At 39.8% G+C, this 21,850-nt stretch carries 23 protein-coding genes; 16 read left to right on the top strand and 7 right to left on the bottom strand.

Annotation, left to right across the window (positions count from 1 at the left end; all coding sequences use genetic code 11):
* From AB5754_RS07810 to AB5754_RS07780, 7 genes are all read left to right on the top strand, one after another.
* On the top strand, positions 1-1,260 hold a 1,260-nt coding region (locus tag AB5754_RS07810; RefSeq protein ID WP_368251968.1), incomplete at its 5' end, for a hypothetical protein.
* A gap of 152 nt (positions 1,261-1,412) precedes the next feature.
* Positions 1,413-3,362 (top strand): phage tail spike protein, encoded by a 1,950-nt coding sequence (locus AB5754_RS07805; RefSeq protein WP_368251969.1) that lies wholly within the window; start codon positions 1,413-1,415, stop codon positions 3,360-3,362.
* Complete coding sequence (locus AB5754_RS07800; RefSeq protein WP_368251970.1) at positions 3,362-3,580, top strand: hypothetical protein; 219 nt, start codon at positions 3,362-3,364, stop codon at positions 3,578-3,580. The genes AB5754_RS07805 and AB5754_RS07800 overlap by 1 nt, the downstream gene beginning before the upstream one ends.
* Complete coding sequence (locus AB5754_RS07795; protein ID WP_368251971.1) at positions 3,570-3,773, top strand: hypothetical protein; 204 nt, start codon at positions 3,570-3,572, stop codon at positions 3,771-3,773. The genes AB5754_RS07800 and AB5754_RS07795 overlap by 11 nt, the downstream gene beginning before the upstream one ends.
* 37 nt (positions 3,774-3,810) lie before the next feature.
* Entirely contained in the window at positions 3,811-4,056 is a 246-nt protein-coding gene (locus AB5754_RS07790) for a holin (protein ID WP_368251972.1), read from the top strand.
* Positions 4,057-4,068: 12 nt separating this feature from the next.
* On the top strand, positions 4,069-4,362 hold the full coding sequence (locus AB5754_RS07785; RefSeq protein ID WP_311834029.1) for a phage holin family protein: 294 nt from the start codon (positions 4,069-4,071) through the stop codon (positions 4,360-4,362).
* Positions 4,363-4,373: 11 nt separating this feature from the next.
* Positions 4,374-5,060, top strand: coding sequence for an NlpC/P60 family protein (locus AB5754_RS07780; protein ID WP_368251973.1), 687 nt, complete (start codon positions 4,374-4,376; stop codon positions 5,058-5,060).
* Between the two features lie 38 nt (positions 5,061-5,098).
* Here the strand turns inward: AB5754_RS07780 and AB5754_RS07775 are convergent, their stop codons facing one another.
* The 3 genes from AB5754_RS07775 to AB5754_RS07765 all read right to left on the bottom strand — a co-directional run bounded on the left by AB5754_RS07775 (position 5,099) and on the right by AB5754_RS07765 (position 6,439).
* A complete protein-coding gene (locus AB5754_RS07775; RefSeq protein WP_368251974.1) occupies positions 5,099-5,281 on the bottom strand; it encodes a hypothetical protein in 183 nt (60 codons plus the stop codon).
* Positions 5,282-5,316: 35 nt separating this feature from the next.
* A complete protein-coding gene (locus AB5754_RS07770; protein WP_368251975.1) occupies positions 5,317-5,670 on the bottom strand; it encodes a DUF5960 family protein in 354 nt (117 codons plus the stop codon).
* A 106-nt stretch (positions 5,671-5,776) separates the two neighbouring features.
* Positions 5,777-6,439, bottom strand: a complete 663-nt coding sequence (locus AB5754_RS07765) for a hypothetical protein (RefSeq protein ID WP_368251976.1) — start codon at positions 6,437-6,439, stop codon at positions 5,777-5,779.
* Between the two features lie 496 nt (positions 6,440-6,935).
* On the opposite strand from AB5754_RS07765, the gene AB5754_RS07760 reads away from it, so the two are divergent.
* Positions 6,936-7,139 (top strand): hypothetical protein, encoded by a 204-nt coding sequence (locus AB5754_RS07760; protein ID WP_368251977.1) that lies wholly within the window; start codon positions 6,936-6,938, stop codon positions 7,137-7,139.
* A 292-nt stretch (positions 7,140-7,431) separates the two neighbouring features.
* On the opposite strand, the gene AB5754_RS07755 is transcribed toward AB5754_RS07760, so the two are convergent.
* Positions 7,432-7,890, bottom strand: coding sequence for a hypothetical protein (locus AB5754_RS07755; protein ID WP_368251978.1), 459 nt, complete (start codon positions 7,888-7,890; stop codon positions 7,432-7,434).
* 463 nt (positions 7,891-8,353) lie between these two features.
* On the opposite strand from AB5754_RS07755, the gene AB5754_RS07750 reads away from it, so the two are divergent.
* The 5 genes from AB5754_RS07750 (at position 8,354) to AB5754_RS07730 (ending at position 14,406) form a co-directional block, all read left to right on the top strand.
* Entirely contained in the window at positions 8,354-9,964 is a 1,611-nt protein-coding gene (locus tag AB5754_RS07750) for a CTP synthase (RefSeq protein WP_368259536.1), read from the top strand.
* 248 nt (positions 9,965-10,212) lie between these two features.
* On the top strand, positions 10,213-11,619 hold the full coding sequence (gene lacG / locus AB5754_RS07745) for a 6-phospho-beta-galactosidase (RefSeq protein WP_311832791.1): 1,407 nt from the start codon (positions 10,213-10,215) through the stop codon (positions 11,617-11,619).
* A 29-nt stretch (positions 11,620-11,648) separates the two neighbouring features.
* The gene (locus AB5754_RS07740; RefSeq protein WP_311832792.1) at positions 11,649-11,975 is read left to right on the top strand and encodes a PTS lactose/cellobiose transporter subunit IIA; all 327 of its coding nucleotides are present in this window, start codon (positions 11,649-11,651) and stop codon (positions 11,973-11,975) included.
* A 14-nt stretch (positions 11,976-11,989) separates the two neighbouring features.
* On the top strand, positions 11,990-13,666 hold the full coding sequence (locus AB5754_RS07735) for a PTS lactose transporter subunit IIBC (protein ID WP_311832793.1): 1,677 nt from the start codon (positions 11,990-11,992) through the stop codon (positions 13,664-13,666).
* A 65-nt stretch (positions 13,667-13,731) separates the two neighbouring features.
* Positions 13,732-14,406, top strand: a complete 675-nt coding sequence (locus AB5754_RS07730) for an HAD family phosphatase (protein WP_311832794.1) — start codon at positions 13,732-13,734, stop codon at positions 14,404-14,406.
* A gap of 47 nt (positions 14,407-14,453) precedes the next feature.
* On the opposite strand, the gene AB5754_RS07725 is transcribed toward AB5754_RS07730, so the two are convergent.
* On the bottom strand, positions 14,454-15,464 hold the full coding sequence (locus AB5754_RS07725; RefSeq protein WP_311832795.1) for a substrate-binding domain-containing protein: 1,011 nt from the start codon (positions 15,462-15,464) through the stop codon (positions 14,454-14,456).
* Between the two features lie 329 nt (positions 15,465-15,793).
* Here AB5754_RS07725 and AB5754_RS07720 point away from each other — a divergent pair, with 329 nt between their 5' ends.
* The 3 genes from AB5754_RS07720 (at position 15,794) to AB5754_RS07710 (ending at position 19,108) form a co-directional block, all read left to right on the top strand.
* Complete coding sequence (locus tag AB5754_RS07720; protein ID WP_368251980.1) at positions 15,794-18,040, top strand: ATP-binding cassette domain-containing protein; 2,247 nt, start codon at positions 15,794-15,796, stop codon at positions 18,038-18,040.
* 100 nt (positions 18,041-18,140) lie between these two features.
* On the top strand, positions 18,141-18,650 hold the full coding sequence (locus tag AB5754_RS07715) for a methylated-DNA--[protein]-cysteine S-methyltransferase (protein ID WP_368251981.1): 510 nt from the start codon (positions 18,141-18,143) through the stop codon (positions 18,648-18,650).
* Positions 18,651-18,733: 83 nt separating this feature from the next.
* On the top strand, positions 18,734-19,108 hold the full coding sequence (locus AB5754_RS07710; RefSeq protein ID WP_368251982.1) for a pyridoxamine 5'-phosphate oxidase family protein: 375 nt from the start codon (positions 18,734-18,736) through the stop codon (positions 19,106-19,108).
* A gap of 281 nt (positions 19,109-19,389) precedes the next feature.
* Here AB5754_RS07710 and AB5754_RS07705 read toward each other — a convergent pair whose 3' ends face one another.
* Together AB5754_RS07705 and AB5754_RS07700 are read right to left on the bottom strand one after the other, a co-directional pair.
* Positions 19,390-21,162 (bottom strand): oleate hydratase, encoded by a 1,773-nt coding sequence (locus AB5754_RS07705; protein ID WP_368259535.1) that lies wholly within the window; start codon positions 21,160-21,162, stop codon positions 19,390-19,392.
* Between the two features lie 199 nt (positions 21,163-21,361).
* On the bottom strand, positions 21,362-21,829 hold the full coding sequence (locus tag AB5754_RS07700) for a DUF2798 domain-containing protein (protein ID WP_368251984.1): 468 nt from the start codon (positions 21,827-21,829) through the stop codon (positions 21,362-21,364).
* Positions 21,830-21,850 lie beyond the last annotated feature (21 nt).

The raw sequence follows: 21,850 nt of genomic DNA, 5'->3' as shown, positions 1-21,850 counted from the left end.
AATGGAGTAGCACTTGCGGTTTTTGATGCAACAGCCAAAATGATTACGAGTACCCTCGCTTATACGATTAACGGTGCTATACCAGCATCGGATCAACAAGATCAAGCAGTTTCGATTTATTGTTTAGGTCCAGTCCGCAAAATTTTGAGCGGGACGACGGTAACTCTTGTGTTTGGCAATAAATCGCTACATGTAGATTCTCCATGGTTTTATGGCTTTGTTACATTAGAAAATCAAGAAATCGTAATAAAGCACAATGAAACGTTAGTTTTTAATTTCGTGGATAAAAAATTTGAAGTGGTAAACAGCCGATATAACCGCGGCAAATGTTTTTTAGTAGCATTTAACCATAGTGGCATTTTAAAATACCAAAACATCAATATTGTGGAAAATGTGAGCGATACAGAATTCACTACATATTTCCCGAGTGAGGAGGTGCGGTTTGATTTTAAAATTGATCAAGATGCGCAGTTAGTCGAAGATGAAATTTGGATATGTGGATCAAATTCTGATTTTGATGACGGAACCATCCATTGCTTAGACAAGGACACTTTCCAAGAAACCAGAACTATTCGGCATGATTTAGGCCATTTAGGTGCGATTGATTACAGGAACCATCATTTTTTATCGCATGAAAATGCCGATGAGAGCAGTTCTACTATGGTAAGTCCACGGTTGGTATTTTATAAAAATCCGTTTGGGAAGTCAGAATTAAGATTGGCTGATGAAGACTGTTTTACAATTGATTTTAAGGACGGAGACAAGGTGCTTGAATCTACTAAAACTTCTGGCGGCTCTGTTTTCGGGGAAAACGAACGAATCATTTATATGTTCGGTTATAATACATGCCTATACAAAATTTTGCTAGGCGTAGGAGATCAAGATTTATCAGATAAAACCGCGGACAAATCCGACATGGATAGCTGGGGAGATTTTGTTTCTGGAAAAGGGGACAATGAGTACAACGGAACAGCGAAAATCATCGAACGATTTTATGGAACAGCAATTGGTGTCATCCAGGGAATTAGCTACTATCGGGGGAATATTTATGCAATGAGCGATTTTGTGGACATTACCTGCAAAGTAATTGAATTTTCCAATGGATCATATCGAATCAAAGAACGTCTAACTTACTTGTGGATGGACGAAAACGGTGGTGCTAAGCAAATTGAGCCAGAAGCAGTATTTTTTATTGGCAGAAATTTGTATCTTGGCGGCCGGACTTTGGGTGACAGCTTCCTAGTTAAAACGGAGGTGTGATGTTTAATGCTAAAAGTCAAAAACTTATCCAATCAAACTACCGCCGTCTTAAGAAACGCATACAATGTCAGCTATGAAAAACCAGTTAACCAAATATGGTCAGCTGGTTTTTCTTTGCCCTTAAACGATCCGGCCAGAAAAGGGGAATGTAGATGCTTACAGCCTTAAATCTAAAACGACAAAAAACGGCTATCCTGCAAAATGCTTATAATGTGAGCTATGAGAAGCAGACCAACAAAATATGGTCCGCTTCTTTTTGCTTACCCGGTGACGATTCTAAAGTGGAAAAAGTTCAGCAATTAGGTTACGTGGAAATTGAGGATACGGACGGTGAGTATATTGGTCTTTACCGCGTCATGCCGAAAGCTACGTCTTTTAGTGCATCAAAAAATGAGGTTAAGTTCCAGCTACGACACGTTCTCTCGCTTTTGATGGATTCGGTGATGTTTGGCTATCACGAGATTAGCCCAAATACCAAAACAGTAGATGTTTTGGAGTATCTGCTAAGTCTCCAAAAAACAAAGCATTGGCAACTTGGCAAGTGCGAGTTTACACGTTATTTCCAATACAGTTGGGAAAACGAGAACGGGATTATCAATGCTATTTGGTCAGTGCCACAGCCTTTTGATGAGGAGTACATGTGGACGTTTGACACACAGACCTATCCATGGACGTTAAACCTTATCAAACCACCAACTACACCAACCTGTCGAGTAAGAGAAGGGCATAATCTTGTTGGTTTTGAGGTAGAAGAAAATCCCAATCAGCTAATCAACCGAATCTATCCACTTGGCCAAGGCGAAGGAGTTAATCAGCTTAATATCAAAAAAGTGAATCCAACGAGAAAAGCCTATGTAGAAAATGCGGCATCTATCGCAGAATACGGCTTAGTTGAGTATGTTTGGGTAGACCGTCGCTTTACGGATGCGCAAAGTTTATTTTCGTCTGCTAATGCACTTCTTGCAAAGTGGAAGCAGCCACTAGTTACTTGGTCCATTGATGCGGTGGATTTAATCAAAGCAATCCCGAGAAGACCAGGTCAACAGATACCAAAAATAGATGAACTACGAGAAGGAAAGGTAGTCCAAGTGGTCACTAAGGAATTTGGCACACTCAACCTGCGCATTTTAAAAGAGTCCAAGTCGGATGTTTTTGGAAAGCCACATGATATCAAGTTGTCAATCGGATATGTGCCGTCTGACCTTGGCACCACTCAGTCAGATGTTGAACGGAATATTGAGATTAACCAGCTGTATTCTCAAGGTGCCACCAATATTTTAAACTACGACAAGGCTGATAACTGTGATGCAGATCATCCGGTGACTTTTCGCATCTATATCGATGATGATGTAGTCAAGATTAATACTGTGGAGCTGACATTCGAGACTAGTCGCTTTCGCGCTTACTCTAAAGCCATAGCGGGCGGGGGAGCAATGGTCGGGTCTACCGCTAGCGGTGGCTACACAGCCAGTTCAACATCTGGTGGCGGCGCCAGTGTCCAGGGTGGCACGAGTCAATCTGGCGGGAGTAGCGTTCAAAGCTCTACCTCCACAGCGAATGGCTCACACGATCACACAACATTTAAATACGCTTTCGATAACCCAACAGATATTGATCAGTTAAAAAGAAGGGCCTACTATGCGCAAGGAACGGCCGATTTAGTAGTGTTTGAATCAACCGGAACAAATAATTTAAATACAAACACTCGTGCCGACAATCACACACACAACGTATCAATTAATATCCCGCCACATACTCATGGATTCAGCGTTAATATTCCAAGCCATAAACATGATTTCACCGTTCCCGCCCATGTGCACCAGATCGAGTTGCCGGATCATACCCACGAAATTGAGTATGGTATTTTTGAGGATTCAACCACTGCCTCGACTGTCTCTATTAAGGTTGGAGATAACGTAATTCCTGGAACTGATACACGTCGCGAACGGTTTAACTTAGTACCGTACCTTCCTAAAAACGAGGATGGGACCGTGCGAAGAGGGTGGATTGAGATTGAAATGACACCAAACCGAAGAGCGAGAATTGAAGCCCAGATTACTGCACGAGTATTTATCAAATCACAGCTAGGAGGAGAATTTTAATGAAACAAAAATATGCACAGATTACTTTAAAAAATGGTACACATATCCAGATTGGTGTGAAGCATACTAAGGATTATCGTGATATGAGAAATAAAATTATCAATGCTAAAAACACTTTCGTTGATCTAATCGATTCTTGCACGGTTAAAGCTGACGAAGTTGTTTTAATTGAGCTTTTAACATATACCATCGAGGGGGAAGAAAAAGATGAAGATTGAAATCAAGTACCACAGTACAGAACCGATTTTCGTGGATGCGACGGAAGATGAAATTAAAGGAATTCAGCCGGCGTTAACCGAAAAAGATGAGTATGGGAATTTAATCACAGCCGCTATTTTTCTTGGTGGTTTTCCATACAGTCCCGTCGGCATTCAATATATTAGACCGGTGACGGAAGAGACTACTGATTAGTGGTCTCTTTTATTTTTTGAGAAAAGGTGGGGAACGTATGACAAATGGATCAGGGGAAGAAGAACTTTGGCGAGAGGTTTTGCAGCGCCTCACAGCGATTGAAATGAATACTAAAGGACTTGATGATGTATCCAAAAAAGCAAACGAGGCTTATGCGTTGGCCAATGCAAACCGAGATGATATTGCCGAATTAAAATCTGACCAGAAGACTAATCGAGCCTGGTTAATGGGTATTTTGGCAACAGTTATCGGATATATCATTATGAACTACATTTTGAAATAGGGGGAAAACGATATGGATTTTACACAATTTTTAGTACCAGGAGTAGTTGTTGGCTGTTTGGTCATTGGCTACTGTCTGAAACGAATTGAGGCTTTAAAAATTAATGACTACATTCCAACCATTCTCGCATTGTCCGGCGCAATTATCGGTGGCTTGCTGAATGGTTTTTATGTGGAAACAGTTATTGCCGGAGCCATAAGCGGTTTAGCCTCGACAGGACTGCACCAGGCATTCACTCGTTTCATGGATGGATTGAGTGGAGAAGTAAGTTCTGTTGACAAAAATGACCAAGAAAATAACTTGTAGGGGGGATCAGCATGGCTGGAAGCATACAGAAATTTATCGACAGAATGATTTATTGGTGCCAGACTGTGAGTCTTGGATACGACCAAAGCAATCGCCAGGACTTTAGAAATGGCGGCGAAACTGACTGTTCTGCTTTAGTAATTTATGCGTTAAAAGAGGCTGGATTTGACACCGGAACTGCATCATATACTGGCAACATGCGCTCTAATCTATCCGCACGAGGATGGCTGGTATTATCAAATAACGGCAATCCACAGCCCGGGGACATCTTGTTAAATGATATTAACCACGTAGCTGTGTATATCGGCGGAGAAAAGCTTGCCCAAGCCTCAATCGACGAAAACGGACGGATTACTGGTGGAGCTGGTGGAGACCAAACAGGACGTGAGACCAACATCAGCAACTACTATAACTACCCATGGACATGTTATTTAAGATGGGGAGGCAGTTCTGATGCAGGCAATTCGACAGGAGGGAAAATTAAGATGAAAACATTAAAACTAAGCACAGCTGTTAACTTGCGAAAATCAGCTAGTACTGGCGCTGGTATCATCGCCAATTTACCAGCCGGAACTACGATTAAGTTTGATGACGTAGTGCTTGCTAGTGGCTATATTTGGGCTGTTCAGCCACGAACAGACGGTACCAAAGGCTATGTAGCGATGGGGCCAATTACTGCTTATGGATCGATTTTATAAAAATAGCCCCGGGCTTCCGGGGCAGTACATAGAAAAAATTAAATCAGCAATCCTCCATATTCTTCAAGATCCATTAAATCGAGAGTGACCATTTGATATATCTGCAAGCGCCGAACATTATCGTTTATTCTCCAGAATTTAATGGCAGAATCCAACCTGAGTAATACAAATCCAGTTGCGGTTCGAACTTCTCCAATCGAGTTTTTATACTGATAATCCATCTGACTCACTCCTTTAAGAGAAAATACGCACTAATCTATAGATCCTTAATCGCATCTTGTATTTGTGACATCGGAGGCTGTTTAAAACTAGATACTCCATCTGCCGGCTCGTACCGACGAAGTACAATATCTTTAGTCGTGACGCGATTGTAGCGGTATATGATTGATTTAGGGGCGTACTCTGGATCAATATCGAAGACAAAAAATAAATCCTTATTGTACTTTGTCAATATAGCCGGCACTCGAAAATGTTTTCGACCGGATTCGTACATATACTTAGCTACCGCTTCCTCCAAGAATAATAGAGGGACATCAGACCTTACTAGCAATTGATAGTCCTGTCTAAATTGTTCTGTTTCAGGTGAATTATACGCAAGAGCAGGCACCATTTTTAATCACCTCACTGGAATTTATAGTTCAAATTGTACGAACGTATGTTTGTTTTGTAAAGCGAACAAAATCTAAAAAAGCCCTGGCACCAGCCAAGGCTATAAACTATTTTAAAAGTATATCTAATGAAGCAAGTACTTCGTCAGCAGCTTCAATTCGTCCCCGATACTCGGCAGAATCGGATTTCACAGGTTTGTCAATCAGGCTAAAGTAAAGTACCGGTTTATCCAAGTTGTCCGTCGTTAGCTTAATTTTTAAATCATTTACCAGAGAGGCGGTTTTCTTTTGACCGGTAACAGCTCCGACGATTGCACCAGCACCGCCGAAAAGAATACCACCGACTGCGGCGCGTCCTAGACCTCCAGAAGTGACCGAGGTACCATTTTCCACTAGTTCGTATCCGGTGATAGAATCGAGTTGATAGATAGTAGTAGGCGACTTCTCAAACTTGGTAAATAGGCGGTGCTCTTCATCCACCAATAAGATAGTAGAAAGTGCCTTAGTCGGTTTAAATGTTTCTAGAAGGCTATTCGCAGCTTCTTGCTTTGCTTCTTCTTGATTATTTTTTTCTTGATACATAATTTGGAGTTCGTCTAATGATTTAGCTTTTAGATTATCTTGATCTGCTTTAAACGCCCCCGCCAGCAGAATGACACACTTCGTGCAGATTGTTTCACCAGAGTCTAAAGTAAATGCTGCGTTGGTTAGACCTGTCTTACCTGCACAGAGCGAGCAGGTAGGTTTTTCTTTTTTTCCAAACAATCCCATGATCACACCTCAGTTCATTTTGATAAGTAAATTGTAGCATATTCTACAAGAATTTAATCCCCAAAAAAGACCCATTGAAAATGAATCATATTTTTTTTGATGAGAAGTAAAACAAATAAATTCGTTTTTTTATATGCTGCGTTTTTCTCAGAAAAAAGTTACGTTAACCTTTATATATAAGGTTTGTTTTTTCCTTAATAAAAAATTAATAATTAATTTTAGTTATTTTAAAATATTTTTTGATGAAAATTCTATATACCCGATGTAGTCTGTTTTGGTAAAAACAGGGCTGATTATTTTAAAATATTAGCTAGTATTAGCCAATATTAATTTGAAGAGAAGTCCAAGACTGCCATCGTCAATCTCTTCAAAAAGCAGAGAGTGTTTTTTTTTATAAAACGGACTGTTAGATTGCGTGGCACACCTCTTATAGCGTGGTATTATTATCTCAACCGGAAGTGAGAGAGCACGGCGCCTGGCTCGAAAGGAGGAAAATTTGGGAAAACTAAACATTGTTGATCCACTTGATGAGCTTGATGTAAATATAGTCAATATTAGAAATCTGTTTACTACAATTTTGCGACTTACAGAAGGGTCTTTTGACAGTAGCTGTGAAAAAGAGATTAGAACAATAGCTGCTGCTGGTGTAAACTTTGTCAATGAGTGCGAAGAGTTTACTAAAGTAGCAAGATTTGAATGAGTTTTGATGTGCAAAATGCGTGCAATAGTATTCGTACTTTTGCTGATTACTAACTTTCTGCAATATTTGTATGAGTGCTATTGCACCTTATTTATCGAGGTTTTAATAGCTTTGCTATTCATATAGGAAAGGAAATCTCAATATTTGGAATTGTATTAAAAACAGGAAACAAACCGCTACAGGCTCAGGCTTGTGGCGGTTTGTTTGTCTGTGACTATTTTAAAAGTAGCCCACGACAAATAGCCCGTCATAGTATGACAGGAGTTATTGTTTAGGGCTATAGACAATATTTTCAACAGCGCAATTTTGTAGAAGGTCTTCGCAAGCTTTGGTTTCCGATTGTGACAAATTGTAGAACTTGTGCTAGCGTAAGTTGCTTTTGCGCGTCTTTTAGCCAATGTACTAGTACTTTGCCTAAGAAGAGGTGTATTCTTTGATAGCGGATTTTTAGTTGTCGCCATTCTTCCGCAGTAAAAAACTCCCGAAATTCTCCTAAGAAAAGGGCTAGCCAAGGGTTGGCGCCTTGATCCCAAGGAGTATCCAGATAGATTTCCCGTACTTCTTTTTGATAAAGGGCGGGTTGGAGGGGCTTTGCGCGACTGGCAAGTTGAGGCAAAAGACGAATTAAACGCAAATAACCAAGGAAATGAACGGGATTGCCTGAGCCGTAATAATAATCATTTTTCAAACGGCGGGCAGTGGTCTCTGGTTTAAAATAAGCAATTTGGTTCATTGATAGGAGAAATTTCATAGCTTGCTCCTTTCCAGTTGGCCAAAAGAGACAGAGAAATAGAAAGTGTTCCTTACATCTATCATACCGCTGTTTTGAATTTTAATGAAGGTTATTTAATTATTTTAAAGCGGCAATGACGAGTTTGCAGAGGGATGTTGAATCAATCACTGCCTTGAATTTTTTGTATCTCAATGAAAGACGACTGTTTTACAACGGATTTTTAGACAATAAGAATTCCTTTAAAAAAAAGCCTTTTCAAAAAATCTCGAACTTGACTTTTTTTTGACCAGCTTGTATTATCCTACTTGGGCACCCTTTTAGTAGGGTACACGAAACTGTGATTTCAAAGCTCCCTATTCATTTGGATAGGGAGCTTTTCTATTTTTCATGATACAGTTCATGAGTTTGATCAACTTGTGGAGTGTGAGATGGAAATTTGTTTTACAGTGCTTTCCCATCATACAGGAAAAGGAGTAGTTATATGACGAAATATATTTTTGTAACAGGCGGCGTGGTTTCTTCTATTGGAAAAGGGATCGTAGCAGCATCCCTTGGCCGGCTGCTAAAAAATCGCGGGTTAAAGGTCACCATTCAAAAATTCGACCCATACATCAACGTTGACCCGGGAACCATGAGTCCTTATCAGCATGGGGAAGTTTTTGTCACAGATGATGGCGCGGAAACCGACTTGGATTTAGGCCATTACGAACGTTTCATCGACATCAATTTGAATAAATACTCCAATGTGACCACTGGGAAAATCTATTCAGAAGTTTTGCGCAAAGAACGCAAAGGAGAATATTTAGGCGCTACGGTGCAAGTGATTCCTCATATTACCAATGAAATCAAAGAAAAAATTATGCGAGCTGCCAAAATGACCGACTCAGATGTGATTATCACCGAAGTTGGGGGAACAGTGGGAGATATTGAATCTTTGCCATTTTTGGAAGCTTTGCGCCAAATGAAAGCAGACGTGGGTTCTGATAATGTGATGTACATCCACACCACATTGATTCCTTACTTGAAAGCTGCTGGAGAAATGAAAACCAAGCCAACCCAACACAGCGTAAAAGAATTACGTGGCTTAGGGATTCAACCAAATATTTTAGTGGTTCGCACAGAATTGCCAGTTTCTCAAGGAACCAAAAATAAATTGGCTCAATTTTGTGATGTGGCACCAGAAGCAGTTATCGAATCCCGGGATGTGGAAACTTTGTATTCCATTCCATTGATGTTACAAGCTCAAAAAATGGATCAAATCGTTTGTGATCATTTGAAATTAGATGCACCAGAAGCAGATATGAGCGAATGGAAAGCCTTGGAAGAACGGGTCTTAAACTTGCAGAAAAACGTGCGCATCGCTTTAGTCGGCAAATATGTGGAATTACCAGATGCTTATCTATCTGTAGTGGAATCTTTGAAACATTCCGGTTTCTTCTATAATTCTGATATCACCATTGATTGGATTCAAGCCGAAGAAATCAATAAAGACAATGTAGCAGAGCGCTTAAAAGACGCAGATGGCATCTTAGTTCCCGGCGGCTTTGGGGATCGTGGGTTGGAAGGTAAAATCGAAACCATCCGCTATGCCAGAGAAAACGATGTGCCATTTTTAGGAATCTGTCTGGGAATGCAAATGGCTTGTGTGGAATTTGCTCGTAATGTGGTGGGCTTAGAAGATGCGGCCTCTGCGGAAAACGATCCTGATACTGCTAACAATATCATCGACTTAATGGCTGACCAAGAAAACATCGAAAACCTTGGCGGTACCTTGCGCCTTGGCTTGTATCCATGTAAGTTGAAAAAAGGCACCAAGACCGCAGCAGCTTATGACAACCAAGAAGTGGTGCAAGAACGCCACCGTCACCGTTATGAATTCAACAACCGTTACCGGGAAATCTTTGAAGCTAACGGCATGGTCTTCTCCGGGGTTTCTCCTGATAACCGTTTAGTTGAAATCGTGGAAATTCCTGAAAATAAATTCTTTGTAGGTTGCCAATTCCACCCAGAATTAATCTCACGCCCAACGCGTCCTCAACGCTTGATTAAAGCTTTTGTAGGTGCAGCTTTGGCGGATGCAGAAGGAAAATAATCCTTTCATACTAGTAAAACTCTGTCAGACTTCGTTCAAGTTTGACAGAGTTTTTTTGCATACTATTTATTAGCTAACAGGGGGAGGCAAAAAGTGTTTAAATTAATTTACAAAATATATTTAACAAATTAAAAATAAGCGTTTACAAAGATCTGTTGTATGTGCTATATTTAATGTGTAAATAAATTTAATTATTTTACTAGTAAAATTTATCTTTTAGGTTTTCATTCGAGAAAGAAGGGCAGAACATGACATTAAAAAAATTACCAGAGAATTTTATTATGGGAGGAGCGACAGCGGCCTATCAATGTGAAGGTTCTACTGATTCATATGGAAAAGGAAAAGTTGCATGGGATGACTTTTTGGTAGCCAAGGGACGCTATACAGCGAATCCAGCAAGTGATTTTTATCATCAATATCCTGTTGATTTAGCGCTGTGCAAAAAATTTAAAATTGATAGTATTCGCATGTCCATTGCTTGGAGTCGTATTTTTCCTGATGGTTATGGCGTGGTAAACCAAGAAGGTGTAGATTTTTATCATCGAGTATTTGCAGAATGTCGCAAACAAGGAGTGCTACCCTTTGTGACTTTACATCATTTTGACACACCGAAAGCATTATTTGATCAAGATGATTTCTTAAACCGTGATAATGTGGATCATTTTGTTGAGTATGCGAAATTTTGCTTTGATGAATTTCCGGAAGTTCATTATTGGAGTACGTTTAATGAGATTTATCCGGTAGCTTCTAATCAATATTTATTGGGATCTTTTCCGCCAGAAGTTCAATTTGACATTAGTAAGACGGTAACTTGTTTGCACAATATGATGTACGCCCATGCTAGAGCAGTTAATATTTTTAAAGAAGGTAATTATCCCGGTGAAATCGGCGTGGTCCATTCCTTGGAAACCAAATATCCCGCGAGCAACCGTCCTGAAGATCTTCATGCTGCAGCGTTAGATGACGCTTTATCAATCAAGTTATTATTAGATGCCACTTATTTGGGATACTATTCTGAGACTACTTGGCATTTGGTACAAGAAATTTTGGATGCCAATCAACAAAGTGTTGCCATTGATTCCGATGATTTTATTGAAATGAAAAAAGCAGCCAATCGCAATGACTTTTTAGGAATTAATAATTATGGTAGTCATTGGGTCAAGGCTTATGAAGGAGAAAGTACGTTACACTACAACACCACCGGAGAAAAAGGGACTCAAGTTTATCGGATCAAAGGCATTGGCGAGCGAATTGTCCGGGATGATTTACCAAAAACAGACTGGGATTGGATTATCTATCCTAAAGGTCTAGCAGATTTATTGATACGGATAAAAGATGAATATCCAAATTACCATAAAATTTTTATTACGGAAAATGGTTTGGGTTATAAAGATGTCTTTGATGAGGGGGTTATTATGGATGATGCCCGGATTGACTATTTACGCCAACACTTCAATGCCATTGCTGATGCCATTGAACAAGGGGTCAATGTGGCCGGTTACTTTATCTGGTCATTGATGGATGTTTTTTCTTGGGTGAATGGCTACACGAAACGTTATGGGCTATTTTATATTGACTTTGAAACCCAAAAACGTTATCCAAAAGAATCAGCCTATTGGTATAAGTTTGTCAGCGAGAATAAAGTAATTATTTAAATTAATTTTTATTAGAAGGAGGACTTAGAATGAATAAAGAAGAACTTTCCATGTTAGGTTTTGAGATCGTGGCATACTCTGGAGATGCTCGCAGTAGCTTGTTGAAAGTTTTACACCAAGTGCGGGAGGGAAATTTTGAGAATGTAGCAGAACTACTGAAAGATGCCGATGAAAATTTAAAACTAGCCCATAATGCACAAACCAAAGTATTAGCAGATGAAGCTGGAGGGGCTAATTTAGACATTGGCTTTATTTTTATCCACGGACAAGATCACTTAATGACCACTATTTTGTTACGGGACATTATTCAAGATTTTATCGAGTTATACCAAGAAAAATACAATCAGGCTAAATAGGAGGAGAGTCAACTATGAAGGTCATCATCAATCAAATTGAGAAAATGAAACCGTTTTTCGAAAAGATATCCCGTAATATTTATTTGGGAGCGATTCGAGATGGATTCTTAACCGCCATGCCAGCTATTTTATTTTCTAGTATTTTTATTATGGTAGCAGCAGTACCGGAAGTTTTTGGCTTTACTTTGCCGGCCGCTTTTTCTGCCTGGTTATGGAAAGTCTATGGTTATTCCATGGGTGTGGTAGGGCTTTTAGTAGCCGGCACTACCGCTCGTTGTTTGACCAATTCCATGAATCGTCAAATGTCTGATTCCGGTAAGCAAATCAATGAAGTATCAGTGATGCTAGCAGCTATTGTAAGTTTCTTATTGTTAGGTGTGGATCAAATTGAAGGTGGAATTTCCACCGGTTATATGGGAACCAAAGGATTAATTGCGGCTTTTATCGCAGCTTTTATTACTGCCAATGTTTATAAATTTTGTGTGAAACGTGACATTACCATTCAAATGCCTAAAGAAGTGCCAGGCACGATTACTCAGATGTTTCGTGATATTATTCCTTTTTCGATTGCGGCCTTTATTGCAGCTATTTTAGATGTACTGGTTCGGATGGTAACAGAAGTCTCTTTAGCTGAATCGGTCATTAATCTGTTGCAACCGTTGTTTAGTGTGGCAGATGGTTATGTAGGAATCGCCATTATTTGGGGAGCTATGGCTTTGTTCTGGTTTGTGGGCGTTCATGGTCCTTCGATTGTTGAACCGGCGATTGCCGCGATTATTTATGCCAATGTGGAAACTAACTTTGAGCTTTTTAAACAAGGAGAACAAGCTTCAAAAGTCTTAACAGTCGGCTTAGGAAATTTCGTAGGAACCATGGGGGGAACTGGGGCAACGCTAGTAGTACCGTTTTTATTTATGCTCTTTGCGAAATCGAAACAACTAAAAGCTGTAGGGAAAACTTCTTTTATCCCTGTCTGCTTTGCTGTGAATGAGCCGTTATTGTTTGCAGCGCCAGTTATTCTAAATCCTTATTTCTTTGTGCCATTTTTAATCACACCGATGATTAATGTTTGTATCTTCAAGTTTTTCGTTGATGTCTTGAGTATGAATAGTTTTATTTCTGTCCTTCCATGGGCGACCCCTGCGCCAATCGGTTTAGTAATGGGGACTGGGTTTGCACCACTGGCCTTTGTTTTAGCGATTGTTTTGATTTTAGTGGACGCGGTTATTTATCTGCCATTTATTAAAGCTTATGATGCAGAACTAGTTGCGCAAGAAGCAGCCAATGCAAAAATTGCTACGGAAGTAACCGAAATTGTAGAAGAATTAGCTCAAGGAACTACTGCTTTGGCAACCGGTGATGCAAAGGATAAAATTGGATCAGGCAAGAAAGTATTGGTTCTGTGTGCTGGAGCGGGTACGTCTGCCATGTTAGCCAATGCCTTGGAAGAAGGAGCTAAAGAAACAGGTGTGGGGATTACGGCTCAAGCTGGTGCTTATGGTTCTCACTATGATATTATGAAAAATTTTGATTTGATTGTTTTAGCTCCTCAAGTAAATTCGTATCTAGAAGATATTCAAAAAGATGCGGCTAAGTTAGGGGTAAAAGTCGTGGCGACAAAAGGAGCCCAATACATTAACTTGACTCGTGATCCCGCTGGAGCCGTTGATTTTATTTTAAGTGAGTTATAAAGGAAAAGAACGCAACATGGAGCGATAAAAATTGTTCCATGTTGTTTTTAAAAGGATGTGTAGCGATGTGTAAGGCGGTATTGTTTGATTTTAATGGGACTTTGTTTCAAGATTCTCCTCTCCACGAAAAAGCCTGGCTAACCTATGCCAAAGAAGAAGCAGGAAAATTATTGACACCAGATGAGTTTCAAAAAAATGTTCATGGTCGGAATAATCGTTTGATTTTGGAATATTTATTTGAGCGAGATTTTACCTTGGAAGAAGCCATCGAATATGGTGAAAGAAAAGAAGAAATTTATCGTCAAATGGTAAGAAATAAACCGGACTGTGCATTTTTAACTCCGGGAGCTACAGAATTTTTAGATCATTTAAAAACACTAGGAATTCCTCGTAACATTGCTTCCGCCTCTGGAAAAGGGAATATGGATTTTTATTTTGAGCTTTTTGATTTGGAACGCTGGTTTGATTATGAAAAAATTATCTATGACAACGGCAAGCGTAAAAGTAAACCTGATCCCGAGTATTATTTACAGGCAGCGCAAAATATTGAAATATCACCCGCAGATGCAGTTATTTTTGAGGATTCTCCCTCTGGACTTTTAGCAGGAAAAAAGGCTGGAGCAAGAAAGTTGTTTGCGATTATTACAGAAAACAACGAAGAGGATTTGCGGAAGTTGCAACTGGCAGATGAAGTTGTGGCTGATTATCAAGATGAACGAGTAGTAAAGTTATTTTCTTAATGAAACAAAAAACGGTGAAGCCCTCAAAGCTTTCACCGTTTTTTCGTTTAATAGAAGGGTTTGGTTGGAACGAAACTTTTCCGGATGGTTAAGTTTGCTCCTAAAAGAATTGATTTAGTAATGTTACGAGGATAAACCAATTGATCAGAAAGCAAGTCAATGGTGGATTTCGCCATTTCTTCCACATCAATATGAAAAGTTGTCAATGGAACAGAAACGTACTTGGCCATTTCGTGGTCATTGACACTAATTAAAGACATGCGCTTAGGTAATAAAATTCCTTTTTCTGTAAAGCCTTGTAATACCCCTACTGCAATCGTATCTGAGGCGATAAAGCAGGCCTCAGGTAAATCATCTTCTAAAGTGTCCACCATTTTACGAGCCATTTCAATCCCGGTTTCGATGGTAAATTCTCCTTGGGTAAAAATATATTTTTCTTCTAATAAACCTTTATTGGCCAAATGTTCACGAAAGGCTCGCTCGCGGCTGTCCATCTCAAATTTTCCTGAGTCAGGATTTAAAAATTTTCCGCCAATCAAGCCGATTTTTTGAATTCCCTCATTTAAAAAGTAATCAATGGCCTCTCTTGTTAACTCACGAATATTTGTATCGACGGTATCAAATAATTTTGGTAGGGGATTAATTCCTCGAACAACTCCTTTTATTCCCCGGTGATGCAAGATGAGCAGTTCTTCTCGGGAAATAGGGCCAATGGCAATAAAGCCAGATACATCTTCGGGAATTTTTTCGATTCCTTCTTCTTTACTAATAAAAACTAAATCCATATTGGCAGTCTTTGAATATTTCTCCAAACCATCTTTTAGGTTTTTGAAATACGCATCTTCCATAATCTGCTCTTCAGAAAGCCAGAATAAAACGGCGATAGTATGCAGGGAAGTTTTAATTTTTGAACGGTCATACCCCAAAGCTAGAGCTGTTGTAATGATTTTATTTTTTGTTGAAGGGGTAATGGCTAATGTCTCATCCCCTTTGAATAAGCGGGAGATAAGTGCGGATGAATAGCCGGATTCTTTTGCAACGTCACGAATAGTAACCATGGAAACGCCTCCTGTTTATTAACTATACTAAATTTATTTACAAAATGGAATGGAAAAACTCATAATCTATCACTGAAAAAGTTTAATTTTCTATTTTAGAATGAATATGTGGAGGTAATCTGTCAATTATAGTTAGTTCCTTTCATAAAAAGTTAAGAGTAACTGATTTAAGGGAAAATAAGTCTCTTTCTTTACAGAGGACAAGCCTTTCGCTATAATTAAACACCTAACCCAACCAGACGCTTTGCCTATCGATTCTGCTTTGTCAGTAGTCGATAGTTTTTTTGCGTCGAGTTCTATGTCAGCGTTCAAGAAAAAGGAGGGTACACATGACTCAAGTTACCGAAACAATTATTTTAAAAGGGATGCGGCAAAATAATCTCAAAAATGTCTCTTTGGAAATTCCCAAAAACAAGATTACCATCTTTACGGGAGTCTCTGGTTCAGGGAAATCTTCCATTGTTTTTGACACCATTGCCAATGAAGCCGGTCGTCAGATGAATCAGACGTACAGCACTTTTGTCCAAGGGTATTTACCGAAATATAAAAAGCCAGTGGTGGACAGTATCCAGAATTTGTCGCCAGCTTTTATTGTGGATCAACGCCGCTTAGGAGGCAACGCCCGTTCTACGTTAGGTACTCGTACAGATATTTATAGTTTTTTGCGCTTGCTGTATTCTCGGGTTGCAAAACCCTTTGTCGGTTTTTCTCATGTGTATTCTTTTAATGACCCAGAAGGTATGTGTCCAGTATGTCAGGGCATTGGGCGGGTGATTGCGCCGGATTTGTCGAAAATTTTGGATATGACCAAGTCTTTAAATGATGGTGCTGTTTTGTTCCCGACTTTTGCCAAGGGGAGCTGGTATTACAATTCCTTTGCGGTGAAGGATTTCTTCGACTTGGATTTGCCCCTTAATCAATACCCCCAAGCGTTATTGGAAAAACTTCTCTATGGTCACGGAGAAAAAGTAATTGTTCCTCACAAAGAGGGTACTTTTAAGACGGATTATGAAGGAATCATCTACAAGTTTCGTCGTTTGTTTATTGAACGGGATTTGAGCCAACATTCAGAAGCCACTCAAAGACGTCTGACAGAATACACCACCATGGATTTATGTGAAGCTTGTCAAGGCAAACGACTCAATTCCAAATCTTTAAGTAGTACTATTCATGGCGTGAACATTGATCAAGCAGCTCACATGGAATTAGGGGAGTTATTAAACTTTATTCAGTCTTTAGACTATCCCGAAGTTCAGCCGATTTTAACCGAAATGACTTTGCGATTGCAAAATTTAATTGATATGAACTTGGACTATTTGTCTCTGGCTCGGGAAACAACGACTTTATCTGGTGGAGAATCCCAGCGCATCAAAGTGGTGCAATATCTGAATAACAGTTTAAACAATATCATCTATGTTTTTGATGAACCAAGTACCGGTCTTCATCCTCGAGATGTGCAAAGCTTAAATCGCATGTTGCAAAAACTTCGAGATAAAGGCAATACGGTCTTAGTGGTGGAACACGATCCAGATGTCATTGCAGTAGCGGACTTTATTGTGGACGTGGGGCCGTTAGCCGGTAGTCACGGAGGCGAAATCACTTTTACTGGTAGTTTTGAAGACTTAAAAAACAGCGATACGCTAACCGGGCGCTATTTAAACCGCGAGCTACCTCTAAATGAACAGCCTCGCAGTGCTAGCACATTTTATCAAGTGTCCAATGCTAGTACGAATAATTTGCAAAACGTCTCAGTAAAAATCCCGAAAGAAGTCTTTACCATAGTTACCGGGGTAGCAGGCTCTGGGAAGAGTTCCTTAATCTTTGGAGATTTTGTTAAAAATTATCCTGAAGCCATTGTGATTGATCAAAGTGCTTTGCATAAATCTTCTCGCTCCAATTTAGCCACCTATACGAAAATCATGACGCCGATTCGGGAAAGCTATGCCAAAAAACATCAAGTAGACAAGTCTCTCTTTAGCTTTAACTCAGCTGGAGCTTGTGAACACTGCCAAGGTAAGGGCTATGTGGTGATGGAGTTGGCCTTTATGGAAGGGGTCAAAACTACGTGCACGGCCTGTGGGGGAACTCAGTACAAAGAAGAAGTACTCCAGTACAAATTAGGCGGCTATAATATAGTAGAAATTTTAAAGATGACCGTTAGCGAGGCGCTGGCTTTCTTTGAAAATGCCAAGATTCAAAAGACGCTAGCCACCTTAGAAGAAGTGGGGTTAGGCTATCTTTCTTTAGGTCAGATGATGGATACCTTATCTGGAGGTGAGTGTCAGCGAATCAAGCTAGCTAGTGAATTGCACAAATCTGGTAATCTCTATATTTTAGATGAGCCTACTACCGGTTTGCATATGGCTAACGTAGGGGAACTGTTAGAGCTTTTGCAAAAATTGGTGAACAATGGCAGTACGGTGATTGTGATTGAACACAATGTGGAAGTCATTAAACAAGCAGACTGGATCGTGGATGTGGGGCCAGAAGCCGGTAAAAAAGGTGGCCAAATTTTGTATGCAGGTTTGGTGAAAGACTTGCCTAAAACGAAATCCATCACGGCAAATTATTTATAAAAAGCGATCCTCCAGACTTTCTCAGTAGTCTGGAGGATTTTTCATGCTATACTTATGCTGCAAATATCCTATTTACTGGAAATATCGAAAGGAGCACACTATGCTCACTAAATCATATTATCAATCCCCTCTAGGCCAAATGCTTTTCGTCAGTGATAAAGAAGCTCTCTTAGGCCTCTGGTTTGTGGATCAAAAATATTTTGGTGCCGGTTTTACTTTAAATGAAATACCTCAACACACCACTTCAATTTCTAGAAAAGTCACTCATTGGCTAGATCGTTATTTTAATCTAGAAGCACCAAGTCTTACAGGATTACCCTTAAAACCTCAAGTCACGGACTATCGCCAAGAAGTTTTACAAGTTTTAAAAGAAGTTCCTTATGGTCAAGTGGTAACCTATGGCGCCTTGGCTCAAAAACTACAAGCTAAGGGAAGACAGACTTCTCCAAGGGCTGTAGGCGGTGCAGTGGGGCACAATCCTATTTCGATTTTGATTCCTTGCCATCGGGTAATAGGAACAGACGGCTCATTAACTGGTTACGCCGGGGGCTTAGAGCGGAAAATTGCTTTATTGAAGTTAGAAGGAGTAGAAGTTAGTCATTTGAAATAGACAGTAAGAATTCGTTTTACTGGTATTTTTTTTAACTTGTGCTAAAGTGAGGCTCTAAGCAAAAATGTGGAGGCGCATCATACATGTTAAACGAAAAATTTTTAGAAGTAATAGCTCATGAAGGGGCAGTAACGATTATTTCCAGCAGTGAAAAAGCACCCGGGTTTCATGCGGTAAATACATGGAATAGCTACATCCATATTGAGGGAGATACACTGTACATTCCAGCAGCGGGGATGCACTCCATTCAAGAAGATATGAAAAATAATAATCACTTGATGCTCACCATGGGTTCTAAAGAAGTAATGGGAACGGTGGGCTGGGGCGCCGGCTTTCATGTGTTCGGTACAGGACGCTTCCTCGAATCTGGAGATATTTATGATAAAATGCATGAAGAAATGCCGTTTTTGACACGAGTACTTGCGGTAGATGTGGAAAGTGCACAACAAAAAATCTAACAAAGCATTTGGATAAATAACGTAAAGGCGTGTGTCATAAATCATTTCTAAGGAATAAATAGCGAATATTCCAACAGACTTCTCAAGGAAAGATATGATAACCACAATCGCTGTGTTTGAAATTTTTACCAATGAAAAGACAAAGACAAGCAACTTCCCCTGATGCTTAATGGAAGTTGCTTGTCTTTTGTGGTCTTACGTTTGGAATTGTTCAATTCAGAGGATGATGACGCGATTATTGTCACAAACTTTTTTGTAACCATCGTTAGCTCAGAATGAAATTAAAGCAGATGATTGTCTTTCAAGAGCTCCCCGAGATAGGTATGCTCAAATTTTTTAGCAAAATGTCCTAAAGCTTTCTTTTCCACAAAAGGCAAATCCATCTCTGTTAGTTTTTTGCGGTCGCTTAAGTAATAGATTGAGCTAGCCAATGTTCTGAGATCGTAGGCAGAATCAAAGACTTCTGGAACACCACGATTCACATCTAAAAGTTGATAGACAGCTTCCATTGCTGTACGTACCGAATACTCAGTGGTAAAGACGGTATCTCGAACTGTATCAGCGAAGTTACCGATAAAGGCCAAATTCTTTGAACCATTCGGCACTACTTTTGGTCGATCACCTGGTTCTCGAAGCATAAAGTAGGAGGTGATAAAAGGCATGTAAACAGGAATGGCTGTGCAAGCAGTTTCGGAAAGAGCTTGAATATCAGCTTCAGGTACCCCTAAATGATACATCAACTCTTGGGCAATTTCTTGTCCACTACATTGTTCAATTGGCTTTTTGATATAATTTCCTTCTTTGTTAGACAAGAGACCGTAAACCCACATAACAGTTTGTTGATCATTTTGTTCTTTGAAATGAGGTTGACGGTGGATGGTAAAGCTCATCAGCCAATTGGAATCTTTAATCGTGATAATCCCACCAGTGACCACTTTGCCGCTGCGGAGTTTTCGTTGAGTTAGACGGCTGATATAAGGTTCGATATCAAAATTTTCCCAAGTAATAGTAGCGGAAACAAACCAGCTTTCGTCAGGCAAATTTTCACAAAAGACTTCGGGATGGCCAAATTCTGGTGATTGTTTGGCTAAGTTTTTCCAAAGATTCCAGCTACCGCCCAACTCATGACTAATCGGTGCCGGTGTTTTGTGATCACCTTGGGTTGAACTTTCTGTGATCGAGCCATTCGTCACAAAAACCAAATCATTTTCGGTTAAAGGAATTTCTTTGGTGGCACCATTTTGGGTCATGAGAATTGATTGAGCAACTTTGGTATCATTGTCCATAGCTACCTTAATATCATTGATCTTAGTTGCGTATTGGAAATCCACTCCTTGATCTTGCAAGAAGGAAAGCAATGGTTTTACTAAAGATTCATATTGATTATAACGGGTGAATTTTAAGGCAGTGAAGTCAGGTAAGCCTTTGATATGGTGAATAAAGCGCATCACATAACGACGCATTTCAATGGCGGAATGCCATTTTTCAAAGGCGAACATAGAACACCAGTACAGCCAAAAGTTGGAAGCAAAAAATTCTTCAGTGAAGACATCTTCAATTTTTTTGCCAATCAGTTGGTCTTCGGAAGTCATAAAGAGTTCCACCAATTCCTTTTGGGCTTTTTTGGATAAGGTAAAGTCGCCGTCGTCTGCTACCCGTTCGCCTCGATTGTGGATGATTCGGCAATTGGAAGAGTTAGGGTCATCTTGGTCTAACCAGTAAAATTCATCTAAAACGGAGGCGTCTGCTACTTCTAAGGAAGGAACGGAACGAAAGAGATCCCACAAACACTCAAAATGGTTTTCCATTTCTCGTCCACCACGAATCACAAAGCCGTCATGGGGAATGAACTTCCCATCTAAAGAACCACCGGATAATGAAAGCTCTTCATAAATGTGAATACGTGGTCCTTTTATTTGACCATCTCGGATTAAGAAGACTGCCGCTGCCAAGCCTGCTAGCCCAGCGCCAACAATATAGGCGCTCTTGTCATCAACACCTGCAGGTTTTCTTGGGCGGGCAAATGCTTCGTAATTTCCATTCGTATATCTCATGTTTTTCCCTCCAATAAAGTATTTTTGTTGCTAAGCTCATCATAGCAGAGAAAAATTTTTTATTAAAAAGAAAGCCTCTGATTCGTGCTAGACAAAAGTGGCAATCTGTCCAAATGCTTTTTGAAAAAGTGAGGTCTCCATTTTGATTTTTAATGAAAAAAGCCGTCTCCCTTTATAGGCAAGACGACTTGTTTGTTGATTAGTGGGTTTCTGACACGTTTACCGGCGCATTTTGAATTTTTCGCAATAGATTACGAGAAAAAGGGCCGACAATTAACAATTGATAAGGCAAGGCTACCACAAAGTTGGTAATCCAAGCCCGGAAGTAAGCAGTACTAAAAAGCACGCCTGCTTGACCTTCCATAATCATGCCATAAGCTGACATAAAACTAACCATGCCTAAGACCATGAAAGAAGAGATGGTTAAAATCATGTAAATGGGTTTGTACTTTGGTACCGGTAAGGAAAAAGCAATTTTTTTGGCAATGACACCGACAACGAAAACATCTAAGATAAAAGCTACGACAAATCCTAAAGGAAAACCACCTAATAAAGCACCAGCTGTTAACGCGTCATGAATAGCAAGGTTATAAATACTCATCCCTAACACCATTAATCCGCACATTAAAACTGTAAAAATCATTCCTTCTTTTTTGTTTGTTGGCAAAACATTCACTCCTTTAAATTC

This window comes from Enterococcus sp. 2201sp1_2201st1_C11_2201SCRN_220225 (assembly GCF_040925905.1).
In the GTDB taxonomy this organism is placed as follows: domain Bacteria; phylum Bacillota; class Bacilli; order Lactobacillales; family Enterococcaceae; genus Enterococcus_C; species Enterococcus_C asini_A.
This window is presented reverse-complemented; position numbering and strand designations above follow the sequence as displayed.

Excerpts from the sequence above, each read along its gene's own strand:
- AB5754_RS07770 (WP_368251975.1), bottom strand. The coding sequence starts at position 5,670 with ATGGTGCCTGCTCTTGCGTATAATTCACCTGAAACAGAACAATTTAGA.
- AB5754_RS07785 (WP_311834029.1), top strand. The coding sequence starts at position 4,069 with ATGGATTTTACACAATTTTTAGTACCAGGAGTAGTTGTTGGCTGTTTG.
- AB5754_RS07735 (WP_311832793.1), top strand. The coding sequence starts at position 11,990 with ATGAAGGTCATCATCAATCAAATTGAGAAAATGAAACCGTTTTTCGAA.
- AB5754_RS07715 (WP_368251981.1), top strand. The coding sequence starts at position 18,141 with ATGCTCACTAAATCATATTATCAATCCCCTCTAGGCCAAATGCTTTTC.
- AB5754_RS07705 (WP_368259535.1), bottom strand. The coding sequence starts at position 21,162 with ATGAGATATACGAATGGAAATTACGAAGCATTTGCCCGCCCAAGAAAA.
- AB5754_RS07765 (WP_368251976.1), bottom strand. The coding sequence starts at position 6,439 with ATGGGATTGTTTGGAAAAAAAGAAAAACCTACCTGCTCGCTCTGTGCA.
- AB5754_RS07800 (WP_368251970.1), top strand. The coding sequence starts at position 3,362 with ATGAAACAAAAATATGCACAGATTACTTTAAAAAATGGTACACATATC.
- AB5754_RS07790 (WP_368251972.1), top strand. The coding sequence starts at position 3,811 with ATGACAAATGGATCAGGGGAAGAAGAACTTTGGCGAGAGGTTTTGCAG.
- AB5754_RS07755 (WP_368251978.1), bottom strand. The coding sequence starts at position 7,890 with ATGAAATTTCTCCTATCAATGAACCAAATTGCTTATTTTAAACCAGAG.
- AB5754_RS07720 (WP_368251980.1), top strand. The coding sequence starts at position 15,794 with ATGACTCAAGTTACCGAAACAATTATTTTAAAAGGGATGCGGCAAAAT.
- AB5754_RS07795 (WP_368251971.1), top strand. The coding sequence starts at position 3,570 with ATGAAGATTGAAATCAAGTACCACAGTACAGAACCGATTTTCGTGGAT.
- AB5754_RS07780 (WP_368251973.1), top strand. The coding sequence starts at position 4,374 with ATGGCTGGAAGCATACAGAAATTTATCGACAGAATGATTTATTGGTGC.
- AB5754_RS07805 (WP_368251969.1), top strand. The coding sequence starts at position 1,413 with ATGCTTACAGCCTTAAATCTAAAACGACAAAAAACGGCTATCCTGCAA.
- lacG (WP_311832791.1), top strand. The coding sequence starts at position 10,213 with ATGACATTAAAAAAATTACCAGAGAATTTTATTATGGGAGGAGCGACA.
- AB5754_RS07710 (WP_368251982.1), top strand. The coding sequence starts at position 18,734 with ATGTTAAACGAAAAATTTTTAGAAGTAATAGCTCATGAAGGGGCAGTA.
- AB5754_RS07750 (WP_368259536.1), top strand. The coding sequence starts at position 8,354 with ATGACGAAATATATTTTTGTAACAGGCGGCGTGGTTTCTTCTATTGGA.
- AB5754_RS07740 (WP_311832792.1), top strand. The coding sequence starts at position 11,649 with ATGAATAAAGAAGAACTTTCCATGTTAGGTTTTGAGATCGTGGCATAC.
- AB5754_RS07725 (WP_311832795.1), bottom strand. The coding sequence starts at position 15,464 with ATGGTTACTATTCGTGACGTTGCAAAAGAATCCGGCTATTCATCCGCA.
- AB5754_RS07775 (WP_368251974.1), bottom strand. The coding sequence starts at position 5,281 with ATGGATTATCAGTATAAAAACTCGATTGGAGAAGTTCGAACCGCAACT.
- AB5754_RS07730 (WP_311832794.1), top strand. The coding sequence starts at position 13,732 with ATGTGTAAGGCGGTATTGTTTGATTTTAATGGGACTTTGTTTCAAGAT.